The organism is Geobacter hydrogenophilus (assembly GCF_018501225.1).
Lineage (GTDB): Bacteria > Desulfobacterota > Desulfuromonadia > Geobacterales > Geobacteraceae > Geobacter > Geobacter hydrogenophilus.
This window is the reverse complement of the sequence record NZ_JAHCZI010000002.1, coordinates 293,797-310,899: the sequence shown is the minus strand read 5'-3', so window position 1 is coordinate 310,899 and position 17,103 is coordinate 293,797. Positions and strand designations below refer to the sequence as shown.

General features: G+C 52.2%; 16 protein-coding genes and 7 tRNA genes. All 23 read left to right on the top strand.

All coding sequences use genetic code 11. From position 1 onward, the window contains the following. The 23 genes from KI811_RS05065 (at position 1) to KI811_RS04955 (ending at position 16,986) form a co-directional block, all read left to right on the top strand. Positions 1-381 (top strand): holo-[acyl-carrier-protein] synthase, encoded by a 381-nt coding sequence (locus KI811_RS05065; protein ID WP_214185395.1) that lies wholly within the window; start codon positions 1-3, stop codon positions 379-381. Next, positions 378-1,922 (top strand): NAD(P)H-hydrate dehydratase, encoded by a 1,545-nt coding sequence (locus tag KI811_RS05060; protein ID WP_214185394.1) that lies wholly within the window; start codon positions 378-380, stop codon positions 1,920-1,922. Before KI811_RS05065 ends, KI811_RS05060 begins: the two co-directional genes overlap by 4 nt. Before the next feature lie 20 nt (positions 1,923-1,942). Then, the gene (locus KI811_RS05055) at positions 1,943-2,392 is read left to right on the top strand and encodes a CBS domain-containing protein (protein WP_214185393.1); all 450 of its coding nucleotides are present in this window, start codon (positions 1,943-1,945) and stop codon (positions 2,390-2,392) included. A gap of 6 nt (positions 2,393-2,398) precedes the next feature. Continuing rightward, complete coding sequence (gene tsaE, locus KI811_RS05050) at positions 2,399-2,881, top strand: tRNA (adenosine(37)-N6)-threonylcarbamoyltransferase complex ATPase subunit type 1 TsaE (protein WP_214185392.1); 483 nt, start codon at positions 2,399-2,401, stop codon at positions 2,879-2,881. 57 nt (positions 2,882-2,938) lie between these two features. After that, a complete protein-coding gene (locus tag KI811_RS05045; protein WP_004511964.1) occupies positions 2,939-4,156 on the top strand; it encodes an aspartate kinase in 1,218 nt (405 codons plus the stop codon). 105 nt (positions 4,157-4,261) lie between these two features. Continuing rightward, positions 4,262-5,848, top strand: coding sequence for a citramalate synthase (cimA, locus tag KI811_RS05040; protein WP_214185391.1), 1,587 nt, complete (start codon positions 4,262-4,264; stop codon positions 5,846-5,848). After that, positions 5,845-6,423, top strand: a complete 579-nt coding sequence (locus KI811_RS05035; protein WP_214185390.1) for a ComEA family DNA-binding protein — start codon at positions 5,845-5,847, stop codon at positions 6,421-6,423. The genes cimA and KI811_RS05035 overlap by 4 nt, the downstream gene beginning before the upstream one ends. 374 nt (positions 6,424-6,797) lie before the next feature. Continuing rightward, positions 6,798-7,880: a DHH family phosphoesterase gene (locus KI811_RS05030; protein WP_214185389.1), complete on the top strand. Its 1,083-nt coding sequence runs from the start codon at positions 6,798-6,800 to the stop codon at positions 7,878-7,880. A gap of 84 nt (positions 7,881-7,964) precedes the next feature. Continuing rightward, entirely contained in the window at positions 7,965-8,681 is a 717-nt protein-coding gene (gene rph, locus KI811_RS05025; RefSeq protein ID WP_214185388.1) for a ribonuclease PH, read from the top strand. Beyond that, positions 8,678-9,331, top strand: coding sequence for an XTP/dITP diphosphatase (locus KI811_RS05020; protein WP_246551376.1), 654 nt, complete (start codon positions 8,678-8,680; stop codon positions 9,329-9,331). Before rph ends, KI811_RS05020 begins: the two co-directional genes overlap by 4 nt. Then, a tRNA-Pro gene (locus KI811_RS05015) sits at positions 9,322-9,399 on the top strand. The genes KI811_RS05020 and KI811_RS05015 overlap by 10 nt, the downstream gene beginning before the upstream one ends. Before the next feature lie 5 nt (positions 9,400-9,404). Continuing rightward, positions 9,405-9,481 (top strand) — tRNA-Arg (locus tag KI811_RS05010). 14 nt (positions 9,482-9,495) lie between these two features. Further along, positions 9,496-9,572 (top strand) — tRNA-His (locus tag KI811_RS05005). Between the two features lie 59 nt (positions 9,573-9,631). Then, a tRNA-Leu gene (locus KI811_RS05000) sits at positions 9,632-9,714 on the top strand. Between the two features lie 115 nt (positions 9,715-9,829). Further along, positions 9,830-11,131 (top strand): trigger factor, encoded by a 1,302-nt coding sequence (tig, locus tag KI811_RS04995; protein WP_214185387.1) that lies wholly within the window; start codon positions 9,830-9,832, stop codon positions 11,129-11,131. 29 nt (positions 11,132-11,160) lie between these two features. Next, complete coding sequence (gene clpP, locus KI811_RS04990) at positions 11,161-11,760, top strand: ATP-dependent Clp endopeptidase proteolytic subunit ClpP (RefSeq protein ID WP_214185386.1); 600 nt, start codon at positions 11,161-11,163, stop codon at positions 11,758-11,760. Then, on the top strand, positions 11,757-13,010 hold the full coding sequence (clpX, locus tag KI811_RS04985; RefSeq protein ID WP_004511973.1) for an ATP-dependent Clp protease ATP-binding subunit ClpX: 1,254 nt from the start codon (positions 11,757-11,759) through the stop codon (positions 13,008-13,010). The genes clpP and clpX overlap by 4 nt, the downstream gene beginning before the upstream one ends. A 13-nt stretch (positions 13,011-13,023) precedes the next feature. After that, positions 13,024-15,441 carry an endopeptidase La gene (gene lon, locus KI811_RS04980; RefSeq protein WP_214185385.1) on the top strand — a complete coding sequence of 806 codons (2,418 nt, stop codon included), beginning with the start codon at positions 13,024-13,026 and terminating at the stop codon, positions 15,439-15,441. Positions 15,442-15,565: 124 nt separating this feature from the next. Further along, positions 15,566-15,642: transfer RNA gene (locus KI811_RS04975), tRNA-Asp, on the top strand. A gap of 7 nt (positions 15,643-15,649) precedes the next feature. Next, a tRNA-Val gene (locus KI811_RS04970) sits at positions 15,650-15,725 on the top strand. 61 nt (positions 15,726-15,786) lie between these two features. After that, positions 15,787-15,863, top strand: a tRNA-Asp gene (locus KI811_RS04965). Positions 15,864-16,070: 207 nt separating this feature from the next. Then, the gene (locus tag KI811_RS04960) at positions 16,071-16,811 is read left to right on the top strand and encodes a polyprenol monophosphomannose synthase (RefSeq protein WP_214185384.1); all 741 of its coding nucleotides are present in this window, start codon (positions 16,071-16,073) and stop codon (positions 16,809-16,811) included. Beyond that, entirely contained in the window at positions 16,801-16,986 is a 186-nt protein-coding gene (locus KI811_RS04955; RefSeq protein ID WP_214185383.1) for a hypothetical protein, read from the top strand. Before KI811_RS04960 ends, KI811_RS04955 begins: the two co-directional genes overlap by 11 nt. The last annotated feature ends 117 nt before the right edge of the window (positions 16,987-17,103 follow it).

Here is a 17,103-nt window from a genome sequence, read left to right as displayed (position 1 = left end):
GTGATTTTCGGCACCGGCGTTGATATCGTCGACATAACCCGCTTCGAGCGTTTTCTGGAAGAGGGGAATACGCGTCTGTTCGAGCGCCTGTTCACCATCCACGAGCAGGAATACTGTGCGGGAAAGGCCCACAGTGCCCAGCACTATGCCCTTCGTTTCGCAGCCAAGGAGGCCTTTCTCAAGGCATGCGGCCTCGGGCTTCGCGAAGGATTGACCTGGCATGACGTGGAGGTTGTCAACGACTCCCTCGGCAAGCCGGATCTGCGACTTCACGGCAAAGCACAACAGCTATTCGCTGAGATGAATCTCTCGAAGACATTTGTATCCCTTTCCCATGACGGGAATTTTGCCGTCGCCATGGTGGTTCTGGAGCGGGCATGAAGGTTGTTACCGGCGAGACCATGCAGCGGATGGACCGTCGCGCCATCGAGGAATTCGGCATACCGGGCATTGACCTCATGGAACATGCCGGACGGGGGTGCTCTGCGGCCATTATTGAACGATTCGGACCGGCTGCGGGACGGATGGTACTCATTGTTGCCGGCAAGGGGAACAACGGTGGCGACGGTTATGTAATTGCCAGGCTTCTGCAGCAGGAAGGGTGGGAAGTTCAGACCGTCGTCCTTGCCCCCCGCGAAGAGATTGCCGGTGATGCCAGGGTAAATCTGGATCGTCTTGATCCTGGGACCGTCACGTTTTCGCCTCCTCCGGCGGGGCTCGCTCCTTTTGCCCCGCATCTGGAACGGGCATCGGTGATCATAGACGCCCTCTTCGGCACGGGTCTCAAGAGTGAGGTTAAGGGTAGCTTCGCCGAGGCGATTAACCTTGTGAACGCCGCTGGAAAACCGGTCGTGGCCGTTGACATTCCCTCGGGGATAGACGCAGGGACCGGCCGGACTCTTGGCGTTGCGGTCAAGGCTGACGTAACCGTTACCTTTGCCCTTGCCAAGCTTGGCCATGTCCTTTATCCCGGTGCCGAGCTCTGTGGCGATCTCCGTGTGGTTGATATCGGCATCCCTCTTCAGGTTGCCGCTGATGCCGAAGGGTATGATTTTGTCGACCATGGGACGGCTTGTCGTCTGGTTCGCCCACGGGATCGTCGCGCCCATAAGGGGAGTTTCGGCCATTGTCTTGTTGTTGCCGGCTCCACCGGCAAGACCGGTGCCGCGGCCATGGCCGCAAACAGTGCGGTTCGTGCCGGCTCGGGTCTGGTGACTTTGGCGGTTCCCGAAAGCCTCAACGCCATTCTGGAAATGAAAACCACCGAGGCCATGACCCTGCCGCTTCCCGATGGCGGTGCAGGACGCCTTATGCAGGATTCTGTGCCGGCACTGCTCGAAGCCATTGGCGGCAAATCAGCTATCGCGTTGGGGCCGGGCATCTCGTGGCATCCAGAGACTGCACGACTTATCCGCGATCTTGTCACCAAGATCGAGACCCCTCTTGTGATAGATGCCGATGGTCTGAACGCCCTGTCCGAAGACCCCGCCATCTTGAAGCGAAAACGGAGCAACTGCATCGTTCTTACCCCGCATCCGGGCGAGATGGCCCGTCTTGCCGGCACCTCCACCGCGATTATCGAGGCAGACCGGATTGCTGCGGCGCGTGAGTTTGCAGAACAGCGTGGCGTGTATATGATACTGAAAGGTGCCCGTACCGTTATTGCCGCGCCGGACGGACGGGTCGCCATCAACGGGAGCGGTAACCCTGGTATGGCGTCGGGGGGGATGGGTGACGTCCTTACCGGTATCCTGGCATCTCTGTTGGGTCAGGGATACGAACCCTTTGACGCCTGCCGGCTCGGCGTGTTTATTCATGGTTACGCTGCGGATTTGGTGGCGGCCGACAAGGGAGAAATCGGCATGTCGGCCGTCGACGTTCAGGAAAGACTCCCCTGGGCGTTCAAAACGCTAACCCTATAATTGAAAGAAAGGATGTTAATATGCTGAAAGTGCGCGATATAATGACGACTGATGTCGTGTCGGTCAAAAGGGAAACCACAATCAGGGAGTTGGCGGAGATCTTCACGAAACATCGGGTCGGCAGCGTGCCGGTAGTGGATGAGAGCGGCAACCTCATCGGCATTGTCACTGAATCGGACCTCATCGAACAGGATAAAAGCCTTCACATACCTACGGTCATCTCCCTTTTCGACTGGGTCATTTACCTGGAGAGCGAGAAGAAATTCGAAAAGGAACTCCAGAAGATGACCGGCCAGACGGTTGGGGATCTCTATACCGGCAGTGCGGAGATGGTGACGCCGGATACCCCCGTGAGCGAGGTGGCCGACATCATGAGCAGCAAGAAGCTCCATGCCTTGCCGGTCGTGGAGGGAAAACGGCTCGTCGGCATGGTTTCCCGCATTGACCTCATCAGAACAATGGTGAAGTAGCGCGTTGTGGTTTCAGTTACTTCACACAGTGTTGAAGAAACTATCCTGCTTGGTGAGCGGCTTGGGCGACTGCTGGAGCCGGGGAGCTTTATCGCCCTTACCGGAGAGTTGGGCGCAGGCAAGACCCAGTTTGTTCGGGGGGTAGCCACCGGTCTGGGCATTGCTAGCTCTGTGCCCGTTACAAGTCCTACGTTTACCCTTCTGAATGAATACCTGGGGCGAATCAGACTTTACCATTTCGATCTCTACCGTCTTGGTGGCGTCGATGATGCAGCAGAACTCGGTTTTGACGAGTACTTCCATGGGGATGGAGTCTGCCTCGTCGAGTGGGCCGAACGGCTTGGTTCTGATACCCCTTCGGAACGGCTTGATATTATATTTGATTATTTAAGCGATACCGAGCGGCGTATCGACTTTATTCCCCACGGCTCAAACCATGAGGCATTATTAAAAAAATGTTTTGACCGTCGTTTGGATTCCTGCTATTAAGGGACGACGCGAAGCGGCGTATTCATTAGGACTCGATACGTAAAGGAGGAACGGTAGATGGCTCTGGTGGTCCAAAAATACGGCGGCACCTCAATGGGATCGATTGAACGGATCCGCAATGTTGCCAAGAGGGTCGCCAAGACCTACGACGCGGGCAACGATATGGTGGTCGTCGTTTCGGCCATGTCCGGCGAAACCAACAAGCTCGTGGCCCTGGCCAATGAGGTGTGCGAGTTTCCCGATAACCGAGAGTATGACGTTCTGGTTGCCTCGGGTGAGCAGGTATCCATCGCCCTTCTTGCCATGTGTCTCAAATCCATGGGATACAAAGCGAAATCCTACCATGGCTGGCAGGTGCCGATTATTACCGACAGCGTCTTCAGCAAGGCCCGCATTGAAGAGATTCCCGACGCAAAGGTGAGGGCTGACCTCAAGGACGGGACCATCGTTGTCGTAGCCGGTTTCCAGGGGATCGACAAGGACGGCAACGTTACTACGCTGGGGCGCGGTGGTTCCGATACCTCGGCCGTTGCCATGGCTGCCGCCATGAAGGCAGATGTCTGCGAAATCTACACTGACGTTGACGGGGTCTATACCACCGACCCCAACATCTGCGAGGACGCCCGTAAGATCGACAAGATTTCCTACGACGAGATGCTTGAACTTGCAAGCCTTGGGGCGAAAGTGCTCCAGATTCGTTCAGTCGAGTTTGCCAAGAAATACAACGTGGACATACATGTCCGCTCAAGTTTCAATGACAATCAAGGGACTATGGTCACCAAGGAGGATAAGGACATGGAAGCTGTACTCGTTTCGGGTATCGCCTACGACAAGAACGAAGCCAAGATTGCCGTACTGGGCGTGCCGGACAAACCGGGGATTGCCGCCAAGATTTTGTCGTCCCTTTCCGATGCCAACATCTCGGTCGATATGATCGTCCAGAACGTGAGTGGTGGCGATCTTACCGATTTCACCTTTACTGTCACCAAGGCCGACTTCAAAAAGGCACTTGCCATCACCAAGGAAATTGCCACTGAGATCAAGGCTACTGGCGTGTCGGCCGACGAAAGCATATCCAAGGTCTCCATCGTCGGCGTCGGCATGCGGAGCCATGCCGGTGTTGCCACCAAGATGTTCCAAACCCTTGCAAACGAAGGAATCAATATCCAGATGATTTCCACCTCCGAGATCAAGGTATCTGTCGTTATTGACGCCAAGTACACGGAGCTCGCCGTGAGGGTGCTCCACGAGGCATTCGGCCTTTCCGGCAAATAGCTTCAGATTAACTTCAGCGTATTCGTGTATAGCGTCTAGTGTCCGGCAACGCCGGCATGCTAAACGCTATACGCGTATCTAACACTTCATTTCAAAGGTGAATCAATGAGTCTCGTTAAACTGTACGATACCACCCTTCGTGACGGCACCCAGGCAGAGGACATATCGTTCCTCGTCGAAGACAAGATCCGTATCGCCAATAGGCTTGACGAGATCGGAATCCACTACATTGAAGGGGGGTGGCCCGGCAGCAACCCCAAGGATGTCGCCTTCTTCAAGGACATCAAGAAGGAGAAGCTCTCCCAGGCGAAGATCGCCGCCTTTGGTTCGACCCGCCGCGCCAAGATAACCCCTGACAAAGACCACAACCTGAAGACCCTCGTGCAGGCCGAGCCCGATGTCTGCACCATTTTCGGCAAGACCTGGGATTTTCATGTTCGGGAAGCATTGCGCATTTCCAACGAGGAGAATCTCGAGCTGATCTTCGATTCACTTGAATATCTGAAGACCCGGGTTCCCGAGGTCTTCTACGACGCAGAACACTTCTTTGACGGTTACAAGGCCAATCCCGACTATGCCATCAAAACCCTCAAGGCTGCCCAGGATGCCAAGGCCGACTGCATTGTGCTTTGTGACACCAACGGCGGCACTATGCCGTTCGAGCTTGCCGAGATTATCCGCGAGGTTCGCAAGCACATCTCAGCTCCCTTGGGCATTCACACACACAATGACTCCGAGTGTGCGGTCGCCAACTCTCTCCATGCGGTAAATGAGGGGATTGTGCAAGTTCAGGGCACCATCAACGGTTTTGGTGAGCGGTGCGGTAACGCCAATCTCTGCTCCATTATGCCTGCTCTTAGGCTCAAGATGAAGGCGGAGTGCGTGAGTGATGAGCAATTGAAGAAACTTCGGGATCTCTCCCGTTTTGTGTACGAACTGGCGAACCTTTCCCCTGACAAACATCAACCCTATGTGGGTAATTCAGCCTTTGCCCACAAGGGCGGAGTCCACGTGAGCGCCATTCAGCGCCATCCCGAGACCTATGAGCACATGAGGCCTGAACTGGTCGGCAATATGACCCGGGTGCTCATTTCCGACCTCTCCGGCCGCTCCAATATCCTTGCCAAAGCCGAGGAATTCAATATCAACATGGACAGCAAGGATCCGGTTACCCTTGAAATCCTCGATAACATTAAAGAGATGGAGAACCGGGGGTACCAGTTTGAGGGGGCCGAGGCTTCATTTGAATTGCTGATGAAGCGTGCTCTCGGTACTCATCGGAAGTTTTTCTCGGTTATCGGTTTCCGGGTTATTGATGAGAAACGCCACGAAGACCAGAAGCCTTTTTCCGAGGCGACTATCATGGTCAAGGTTGGCGGCAAGGTTGAGCACACTGCGGCTGAAGGCAACGGTCCAGTCAATGCTCTCGACAATGCCCTTCGCAAGGCCCTGGAGAAGTTCTATCCGAAACTGAAGGAAGTGAAACTTCTCGACTACAAGGTTCGCGTCCTGCCGGCAGGGCAGGGCACAGCCTCATCCATTCGCGTTCTCATCGAGTCGGGCGACAAGGAAGCACGGTGGGGAACGGTTGGTGTCTCGGAAAACATCATCGATGCCTCCTATCAGGCTCTGATCGACAGTATTGAGTACAAACTCCACAGGGCAGAGGATGCGGAGGGCGTCAGAAAATGAGGGAACGGGCGCATTTCATTGCGCTCTGGACCTTAGCAGTTCTGGCAAGTACTATTTTGATCACGAAAGGCCGTGGATTGCCACCCACTGAGGGTGGATCCACGGCCTTTCTTTTTGACCGCTCCAATGGCGTTAGGGTTAAGGTTACCGGCATTCAAGGAAAGTCAGGCATTTATTGTCTTCCCGAAGACGCAGTCTTAAGGAGCGTCATAAATATGGCGTATCGAGGACTCCCGGCAAATGCTACAAAATTGTCCGACCCTGCCACTCGTCTCAAGGATGGAGATTGGGTACTGTTTGAGATGGATGCATCAGAACCAGCCAAAATTTCGTTAAAAATGATGCCTGCAGCTGAAAGGATGCTTCTAGGTATTCCTCTTGACCCAGCCACAATGACCGAATCAGAATGGGAGCTACTTCCCGGGATTGGACCAGCCCTCGCACGAAAGATTGTATTTGACCGTCAATACAATGGCGGTTTCAGGTCTATTAGAGACCTTGAGCGAATTTCAGGCATAGGGAAAGTGACTGTGGACAAGCTTGAACGATATTTTCTGGACGATGCAACGCCTTGAATTAGCACGAATAATTGTTGATTGGATCAAGATCGGGAGTACAATTCATTAGAACTTGACCCGCTTGGCACATATGGTGAAATCCTCATTGCACTCACATCAAACTCTGCAGTGGGGGGGCTCCAAATGAAATGTCCAAAGTGCAAAGGGAGAATGTTTGCTGAAAAGTTTTATGATTTTGTAAGGTCGTTCGACGCTTGGAAATGCACCTGCTGCGGCGAAGTGATAGACCCGACAATTCTGGCCAATCGGGCGAGAAATCATAATTTGTTCTTGGGCTAATAGGTCATCCCAAGAGGATTCAAAGAGAGGAAAGCATGGTCTTTCCTCTCTTTTTTTGTCTCAAAATGATGGCACGTTCAGGAGTACTTTTTATGGGGTTCGGGTCAGAAAATCTGGATACGAAGCGTTTCACGGATGAAATGCTCGACTGGGTCAGAGGCAGAGGCAAAATACTGATAGTGATCCATGATAACCCTGACCCGGACTGTCTCGCTTCGGCCATAGCGCTTCGTCACCTCTTCGTTATGAAGGTCAACCGCGAGGCAACAATCGCTTTTTCGGGCATGATTAGTCGGAGCGAGAATCTTGCCATGGCGAAGGAACTCGAAATTCCCCTTACTCCCATAGGGTTTATTAACTTCCGGGAGTTCTCCGTGGTCTGCATGCTGGACACCCAGCCAGGGACCGGGAACAACTCACTGCCAGCCGACAGAAGTGTTGATATTCTCGTCGATCATCATCCGATGCGGGAAACAAGCAAGAAGTGCCGATGGGTCGATATTCGTGAGGATTACGGAGTCACGGCAACCATACTTTACGAATACCTCGTGACTCAAGGCGTCTATCTGGGGACCAAGCTGGCAACAGCGCTTTTTTACGCCATAAAATCAGAAACTCAGGATCTCGGCAGGGAGGCGAACAAGCCTGACCGAGACGCTTATCTCAAGCTGTTCACACTTTCCAACAAGAAACTTCTCTACGAAATCACTCATCCGAAACTCCCTGTCGAATATTTTCTTATGGTGAATAGGGCTCTCGAAAATACCAAGATCTACGGGAAGCTCCTGATAACTAATCTTGCACAGATGAATTTCCCCGAAATGGTTGCCGAAATGGCAGATTTTTTCTTAAGGTTGGAAGGAATAGAATTAGTGCTTGCCATGGGGCAGTACGGTGATGGGATGCTGTTGTCGTTACGCACGATCCGGCATGATCTAAATGCCGGTATTCTTATTGGGGTGTTGGTTGAGGGAAGAGGGAATGCTGGCGGCCATGGCATGATGGCAGGGGGAAAGATTGAAAATGTGCCCGCTTCACCGGAGGCAATTCACGAAGCCGAGGATTTCCTTGCCAATAGACTCCTGACTGAGCTTAATATTATCGACATCAAGCCGCAAACATTGCAGGGACTCAGAGAAAAACGGAATTTTGACGAGCCGAAACGTGAGGTGTAAGGTCGCGTCATGTCATGTGGATTGACATACTCCAGTCTATCGTTTAGTGTACGCAGCTTAAAATTTAGCATGAAGAGGTGAAATATGCGTTCGGACGGCCGTGAGGCGGGTAGCCTCAGGGGCATAAACATTACTCGGCATTATATCAAGCATGCGGAAGGGGCTGTGCTTGTGGAGTTCGGCGACACCAAGGTTATCTGTACCGCATCGGTGGAAGAGGGTGTCCCTCCCTTTCTCCGGGGGAAGGGGACCGGTTGGGTGACTGCCGAGTATTCGATGCTTCCCCGTTCGACTCATACGCGTTCTTCGCGCGAAGCTGCCCGTGGAAAAATCGGTGGAAGGACCCACGAAATACAGAGGCTGATCGGCCGTTCGCTTCGTGCCGTCACAGATTTGACGCTTCTCGGGGAGAGAAGTGTCCTCGTAGACTGTGATGTAATTCAGGCTGACGGAGGGACCAGGACTGCCTCTATAACCGGCGCCTATGTCGCTTTGGTGGATGCCTTGCACTTGCTTGTGGAGCGTGGTACGTTGCCGTCGCTCCCGATCAAGGAAGCCGTTGCGGCGGTCAGTGTCGGAATCGTGGATGGCAAGATTCTATTGGACCTGAATTACGTGGAAGATTCAGCGGCTGAAGTCGATATGAATTTTGTCATGACATCATCTGACCGTTTTGTAGAAGTCCAGGGTACTGCCGAGTCGGAGCCTTTTACCGTTGAACAGATGGACGGCATGCGTGTCGCTGCAGTGGAGGGAATACGAAAGCTTTTCTCTATTCAGAATGAGGCTCTTTCCCGATGACTGACTTGATTGTCGCCACGAGGAATAAGGGGAAGCTCCTGGAAATTGGAAAGATTCTCGAAGGAGTTCACTGCAGAATGTACTCTCTTGCGGATTTTCCCGATCTTCCAGAGATAGAGGAGGACGGCGTAACGTTTGAGCAGAATGCGGTTAAGAAGGCTTCTGCAATAGCGCAATTAACCGGACTTCCTGCGTTAGCAGATGATTCAGGGCTTGCCGTTGATGCTCTCGGTGGGAAGCCGGGCGTTTTTTCTGCCCGCTATGCAGGGACTGGTGCCACTGACGAGACGAATAACGCAAAGCTCCTTGAAGAGTTACGGGGAATCCCTCCCGAAAGGCGCGGAGCTGCTTTCCATTGCGTTATAGCGCTCTGTTTGCCTGATGGTTCATGCACCACCTTTTCGGGAGAACTCAGAGGATCTATCCTTGAAGCTCCCCAAGGGGGTGAAGGGTTTGGATATGATCCCCTGTTCTTTGTGGAGGAAGAAGGATTGTCCCTCGCAGAGTTGCCTCTGGAAAGAAAGAATCGACTCAGCCACCGAGGCAAAGCTCTAGAGTTGCTGAAGGGAAATTATCTAAGGCGTGACGTAGAAAAAAGCTTGCATGCCCTCAAGGGGTGTGCTATTAATGCAACTTCTTGCGGGGTGTAGCGCAGCCTGGCTAGCGCACCTGCCTTGGGAGCAGGGGGTCGGAGGTTCGAATCCTCTCACCCCGACCATCTCTGCGCCTGTAGCTCAGCTGGATAGAGCAACGGACTTCTAATCCGTAGGTCAGAGGTTCGAATCCTCTCAGGCGTGCCAAAACCCAAATTATGGTGGCTATGGTGAAGGGGTCTAACACACATGACTGTGACTCATGCATCCGTGGGTTCAAATCCCACTAGCCACCCCAATTAATGCAAAGCCCCGTGATTAACGGGGCTTCTTCGTATGTGGGTAGTTCGTACATCTGCGAGAGTGGCGGAATTGGCAGACGCACTGGACTTAGGATCCAGCGGGCAACCGTAGGGGTTCGACTCCCCTCTCTCGCACCATCCCAGTTATACAGAGGATTCCCTCCCGATAGATGTCCAATTCAATTCAATCTGCCTTTCGTTCAGTAACGCCTCTGTCTGATATTCAAATAATCCAGAAAAGAAAGGATAAGTGATGACGAGTACTGTCGAGTCTCTCAGCAGCGTGAAAAAGAAGATTTCTTTCGAAATTCCGGCGGAGCGTGTTTCTGCCGAGATCGAAAAGGTTTTTGGTCAGATTCAGAAGCGTGCAGCCATCAAAGGGTTCAGGAAGGGAAAGGTTCCCCGTTCCCTTGTGGAACAGAATTACCGGTCGATGATGGAGAGTGACGTTCTCAAGAACCTTTTCGACGAGACCTATTTTAAGGCCTTAGCCGACCATAAAATATTTCCTGTTGCCCATCCTCACATCGAAAGTGATGAAGTGAAGCGTGGCGAATCGTTGAAATATTCGGCAACGGTTGAGGTTATCCCGGAGATTGATGTCAAGGATTACAAAGGGCTCGAGGTGAAGAAGGAAAAATTCGTTTCCGATGATGCACCCGTGGAGGCTCGCCTCAACGAGATGCGGGAAGGGATGGCCGAACTCAAGCCGCTGGAGGAAGATAAAGGCGCCGAGACTGGCAATTTCGTCGTGATTGATTTTGTCGGGTCAGTCGACGGCATACCCTTTGAAGGCGGAGCTGCCGAAAGCTATCAGCTCGAACTTGGATCCGGACGTTTCATTCCGGGTTTTGAGGACCAGCTTGTTGGTGTCAAGTCCGGGGAGCAGAGAACCGTTGAGGTAACGTTCCCCGAGGAGTACGGGAACAAGGATCTTGCCGGAAAGGCGGCTAGCTTCGCCGTTACGGTCAAGGAGGTGAAGGTTAAGGAACTCCCGGAGCTTGACGACGAGTTCGCGATGCAGTTTGGCGAGTTTGAGACTCTTGAGCAGCTGAAAGCCAAGCTTGCCGAGTTGCACGAAGATCAGGAAACCGCCAGGATCAAAGCTGATGTGCAGGACCGTGTCGTCAAGGCACTCATCGGGAAAAACGAGATCGAAGTCCCGTCGACTCTGGTGGAGCGGCAGCTTCAAATGATGCTGTCAAATATGAAAAACCGCCTTGCTCAACAGCGCCTTTCTCTGGAAATGATGGGGATGGACGATGAGAGCTTCAAGGCCCATTATCGTGATTCCGCCGAGAGTCAGGTCAAAGGGTCGCTGCTCCTGGAAGCCGTGGCTAAAAAGGAAGGAATCACCGTAGATGATTCTGATGTCGAGGCTAAGCTCCGTGCCATGGCCGAAGAGGCAGGACAGGACTTTGATCGGGTAAAGGACTTCCACGAGCAGAACCATAATGCCAAGGAAAATCTTGTGGCTCATCTGAACGAGGAAAAAGTCTTGGGGTATCTTCTGGAGAACGCTGTTGTAACGGAAGTGGCCAAGGACGAACTCTAATATATTAACTTGTGGTTTCCGGAGGGAATATGCTCGTACCGATCGTGGTCGAACAAACCGGCAGGGGAGAGCGCTCTTACGACATCTATTCGCGCCTTCTGAAGGACCGGATCATTTTTCTTGGCGGCCCCATTGACGATCACGTGGCAAATCTTGTGATTGCCCAGCTTCTCTTCTTGGAGGCCGAGGATCCGGATAAGGATATTCACCTCTATATCAACTCTCCGGGGGGGGTCGTGACTGCTGGTATGGCGATATACGATACCATGCAGTATATAAAGGCTCCCGTCTCCACAATTTGCGTCGGCCAAGCCGCTTCAATGGGAGCTCTTCTCCTTTCCGGCGGCGAAAAGGGGAAACGGTTCAGCTTGACCCATTCCCGGATCATGATCCATCAGCCGCTTGGCGGTTTCCAGGGGCAGGCTACCGATATTCACATCCACGCCCAGGAAATCCTGAAGATGAAAAAGAGGCTCAACGAAATCATAGCCGAAAATTCAGGGCAGGCTCTCGAGAAGGTTGAAGCTGACACCGAGCGTGATTATTTTATGTCTGGTGAAGAAGCAAAATCGTATGGTATTATTGACGATATTATAGCGCGAAAACCCACCAGCGGAGGTTCTCGGTGAGTAGAAGAAACGACAGCAGCGAAAATCTGACTTGTTCTTTCTGTGGCAAGAGCCAGGATGAGGTGAAGAAGCTCATCGCAGGGCCGACTGTCTATATTTGTGATGAATGCATCGAACTCTGCAATGATATTATTGCCGAAGAAAGCAAGCTTGAAGAGGCCATGGGACCGGACGTAAAGAAGCTTCCCAAGCCCCGTGAAATCAAGGATGTTCTCGATGAGTATGTCATCGGTCAGGACCGGGCCAAGAAAATCCTTGCCGTTGCTGTCTACAATCACTACAAGCGCATCGAGTCCATGGGTAAGCCAAGCGACGTGGAGATGCAGAAAAGCAACATACTCCTCTTGGGCCCCACCGGTTCAGGCAAGACACTTCTTGCCCAGACCCTTGCCCGGATTCTCAGGGTTCCGTTCGCTATGGCTGACGCCACCAACCTTACGGAAGCCGGATATGTTGGTGAGGATGTTGAGAATATTATCCTTAACCTCCTGCAGGCTGCCGATTACGATGTGGAGCGTGCCCAGAAGGGTATTATCTACATTGACGAAATAGACAAGATTGCCCGCAAATCCGATTCTCCCTCCATAACCCGCGATGTCTCGGGGGAGGGGGTTCAGCAGGCATTGCTCAAAATAATAGAAGGCACCGTTGCTAGCGTGCCTCCAAAGGGTGGTCGAAAACATCCCCAGCAGGAATTTCTCAAGGTTGATACCTCAAACATCCTGTTTATCTGCGGCGGAGCCTTCGCTGGCCTTGATAACATCATCCAGCAGCGTATTGGTGTCAAGACCCTTGGCTTTGGTGCCGACGTCAAGAGCAAGGTGGAGAAGAAGGCAGGCGAACTCCTTACCGACGTCACTCCGGAAGACCTTCTCAAATTCGGGTTTATTCCCGAGTTTATCGGGCGGCTTCCGGTGCTTGCCACGCTCCACGAATTGGACGAGGCAGCAATGGTGCAGATTCTCAAGGAACCGAAGAGTGCCCTTGTCAAGCAGTACCAGAAACTCTTCGAGATGGAACACGTGAAGCTCAAGTTTACTGATGGCTCCCTCGTTGCCATAGCGCGTGAGGCACTGAAGCGCAAGACCGGTGCCCGGGGACTTCGATCCATTCTTGAGAATGCCATGCTCGATATCATGTACGAGATTCCTTCTCAAACCATGGTAAAGGAAGTGGTCATAAGCGAAGATGTAATCTATAACCGGGAAAAACCGATCATAGTCTACGAAAGTGTGGCGGAATCCGCCTGATTTGAGGAACTAGATGCACGATAATCAAGGTAGTCAATCGCTCACGAGAGGGGATCTGGAAAGATTCCCTCTTTTACCTTTAAGAGATATTGTTGTGTTTCCGCACATGGTTGTTCCGCTTTTTGTCGGGAGGGAGAAGTCCATTTCCGCCCTGGAAGCGGCCATGAACGATAACCGTCTGATATTTCTCGCTACCCAGAAAAACGCCAAGACTGAAGAACCGAATGAAGAGGATATCTATTCGATTGGTACGGTTTCTCAGGTGATCCAACTCCTCAAGCTCCCCGACGGAACCGTTAAAGTTCTCGTTGAGGGGAAAAGACGAGGTGTTATTGCGTCATATCTTCCTGAAGCCAACCATTTTATTGTCGACGTGCAGCCTCTTCCCGGCGAGTCTGAAACAACCTCTGAGATGGAAGCCCTTGTACGCAGCGCCCGTTCTACCTTTGAAAGTTACGTGAAGTTGACTAAGGGAATACCGCAGGAAACTGTCAATGCGACCCTCAATATCACCGACCCCGGCAGGCTTGCCGATACCTTGGCGCCTCATCTTAACCTCAAGCTGAGTGATCGGCAGGAACTTCTTACTCTTGCTGACTCGGGTCAACGGCTGGAGAGACTCCTCGCATTCATGGAGTCCGAGGTAGAAATTCTACAGCTCGAAAGTAAGATTCGCACCCGCGTCAAGAAGCAGATGGAGAAGAACCAGAAGGAGTACTACCTCAATGAACAGATGAGAGCAATCCAGAAGGAACTTGGGGGAAAGGACGACTACAAGCAGGAGATCGCAGAACTAGAGGAAAAGATTTCACAGGGCAAGCTTTCCAAGGAAGCAAAACAAAAGGCATTGGCCGAACTGAAAAAGCTCAAGCTCATGTCCCCTGCTTCTGCCGAGGCGGCCGTTGTCAGAAATTATGTTGACTGGCTTGCTACACTCCCGTGGGGAAAGCTCTCAAGGGAAAAGCACAACATTGTTGCCGCAGAGAGAATACTCGATGCGGATCATTATGGTCTTGTCAAGGTCAAGGAACGTATTCTTGAGTTCTTGTCAGTGCAGACGCTCGTCAAGAAAATCAGGGGGCCAATTCTCTGTCTTGTTGGCCCTCCGGGGGTTGGAAAGACATCCCTTGCACGCTCCATTGCAACTGCGACGGGCCGAAAATTCGTCAAAATGTCGCTGGGAGGCATGCGTGACGAGGCTGAAATTCGCGGGCATCGTCGCACGTACGTGGGGGCTATGCCCGGCAAGATTATCCAGAACCTGAAGAAGGCGGGGAGCAATAACCCCGTATTTTTGCTGGATGAGCTCGATAAAATGAGTTCGGACTTCCGCGGTGACCCGGCATCTGCAATGCTTGAAGTTCTCGACCCCGAGCAGAATGCCCATTTCAGCGATCATTTTCTCGATGTCGAGTATGACCTTTCCCGCGTGATGTTTATTGCTACTGCCAACTCAATCCATGGGATACCGCGCCCGCTGCTCGACAGGCTTGAGGTTATCCGAATCGACGGGTACACAGAGCATGAAAAGCTTGCAATTGCCGAGCGTTACCTCGTGAAAAAACAGATGGAGGCCAATGGCCTTGCCCAAGATAGGGTGAGTATTTCCTCGAAAGCCATTTTGGATATGATTAGATTCTATTCGCGCGAGTCAGGGGTGCGAAACCTCGAGCGGGAGATAGCTTCGGTATGCCGCAAGGTTGCCCACCGCATCGTGAAAGGCGAGAAGAAAAAGATTACACTCCAGCCCAAGCACCTCAAGGATTTTCTGGGCCCCCCCCGATTCAGGATTGGAACGGCCGAGGAAAAAGATTCAGCGGGCGCCGTTACCGGCCTTGCGTGGACGGAAGTCGGCGGCGATCTCCTCACTATCGAGGTGGCAATCGTTCCTGGAAAGGGGAAGCTTACGATAACCGGAAAGCTGGGTGAAGTAATGCAGGAATCGGCCCAGGCGGCAATGACTTATGTGAGATCACGTGCCCATATTCTTGGGCTCGAGCGGGATTTTTATCAGGCAATCGATATCCATATCCATGTTCCCGAAGGTGCGATTCCAAAAGATGGGCCGTCTGCGGGAATCACTATCGCAACGGCAATTACTTCGGCTTTGACTGGTAGGGGTGTTCGCCGGGACATCGCCATGACCGGAGAAGTGACCCTGAGAGGCAATGTACTTCCCATAGGCGGACTCAAGGAAAAACTTCTTGCTGCCCGTCGCGGTGGGATAAGAGAAGTCATAATCCCCGGAGATAATCAGAAAGACCTTCATGAGATTCCCCAGGAAGTATATGAGGGAATGACTATTACAACCGTTTCCCATATGGATGAAGTCCTGTCGAGGGCTCTTCTTGAAGGCAGATTATCCGTGGTTGCTCCCTCCGGCGTAACCGTTTCTGAAGGTCAAGCAACAAATATTGTTACTGCCCATTGAGAAATAAAATTATGGTTGACAGAATGCGTGGTGGTTTGGTATAAACAAAATCCGTTTTGTAAGGGCTTTGTTGTCGGAACTGACGTTATTTTAAGTGGTTAGTTCATCGGTCTTGCTTATATTTGGGGTCGTAGTTAAGTTGGTTATAACGCCGGCCTGTCACGCCGGAGGCCGCGGGTTCGAGCCCCGTCGACCCCGCCAAATATAAGGGCGAATAGCTCAGCTGGGAGAGCGCCAGCCTTACAAGCTGGATGTCGGGGGTTCGATCCCCTCTTCGCCCACCACATAATGTCGTAAGGAGACTTATTCAGTACGACATTGCTGAAGTAAACAGTTGAATAGTTTGGGGTCGTAGTTAAGTTGGTTATAACGCCGGCCTGTCACGCCGGAGGCCGCGGGTTCGAGCCCCGTCGACCCCGCCATCTGCAAAAAAAGGTCATGCATCGCATGGCCTTTTTTTGTTGCTTATTTTTATACAGGTCCTATGTTATTTTCTTCAGTTGACCCGTTGAAACATAATTCTCTATCCTGCAAACAAAATTTATTGCTATGGGCGTCCGACTTGCCAGCGGCGACAACATGGAAATAACCTATCTGAACCATCGTATTTTGTGGAGGGCGAAAATAAGGTGAAGGTATTTGTCATCGTACCAACCTATAATGAAAGTGACAACATCGTTGCACTTATAGAGAAGATACTGGCCCAGCGTGACGACATACATGTCCTGGTGGTGGATGATAATTCTCCGGACGGCACGGGAGAAATCGTTGCCCGGATGAGTAGTGACAATCCACGTATCCACGTACTCCACCGCTCTGGTAAAATGGGGCTTGGCTCAGCCTATTGTGACGGATTCAGAGAGGCTTTGAGGGACGGGGCTGATTTCATCATCGAAATGGATGCCGACTTTTCCCACGATCCGGCAACTATTCCAGCGCTCCTTGCAGCTACGGACAAGTATGACGTTGTGGTCGGGTCTCGCTATCTGAACGGCGTAAGCGTTGTCAATTGGCCCATCAGGCGACTGATGCTCAGCTACTTCGCAAGTGTCTACACACGATTCGTAACCGGGCTTGCGCTTCGAGACTGCACCAGCGGCTTCAAGTGCTTCCGACGTCGAGTGATAGAATCCGTTGACCTGGATACGATACGTTCTGACGGATACTCATTCCAGATTGAAATGAACTACCGTTGCGTCGAGCGAGGTTTCCGTGTCGGCGAGATTCCGATTATCTTCATCGACCGTCATGCGGGAAGTTCCAAGATGTCGAAGAAGATTGTCCGGGAAGCCGTCCTGATGGTCTGGAAGTTAAAGCTAGGTTCGTTGGTCAAAAAACTGACTCGCAGGGGGGGCCCCCATGCTGCATGACGGCTGGGCAGTTATCTGTCAGGTTGGTTTGTGGGGATGGATAGCCTCGACAATGGTTCTTATTGTTAAGGCATTCCCAAAGCGCGGGACAATGAACGGTAAGGCCGCTGCACGGTGGTGGGGGGCGATGGCCGTCTTTTTTACCATCTGGATTGTGGGGATGGTGCTGGCATGAAGTCAGTTCGTCATTCGTGTTCTGTACTGTACTTGTTATGCCTCTTGCTCGTTCTCTTTCTTCCTGGTTGTACTGGAGTAGGCACCACCCCCATTTCTCTCCATGACCCCGCAGTTG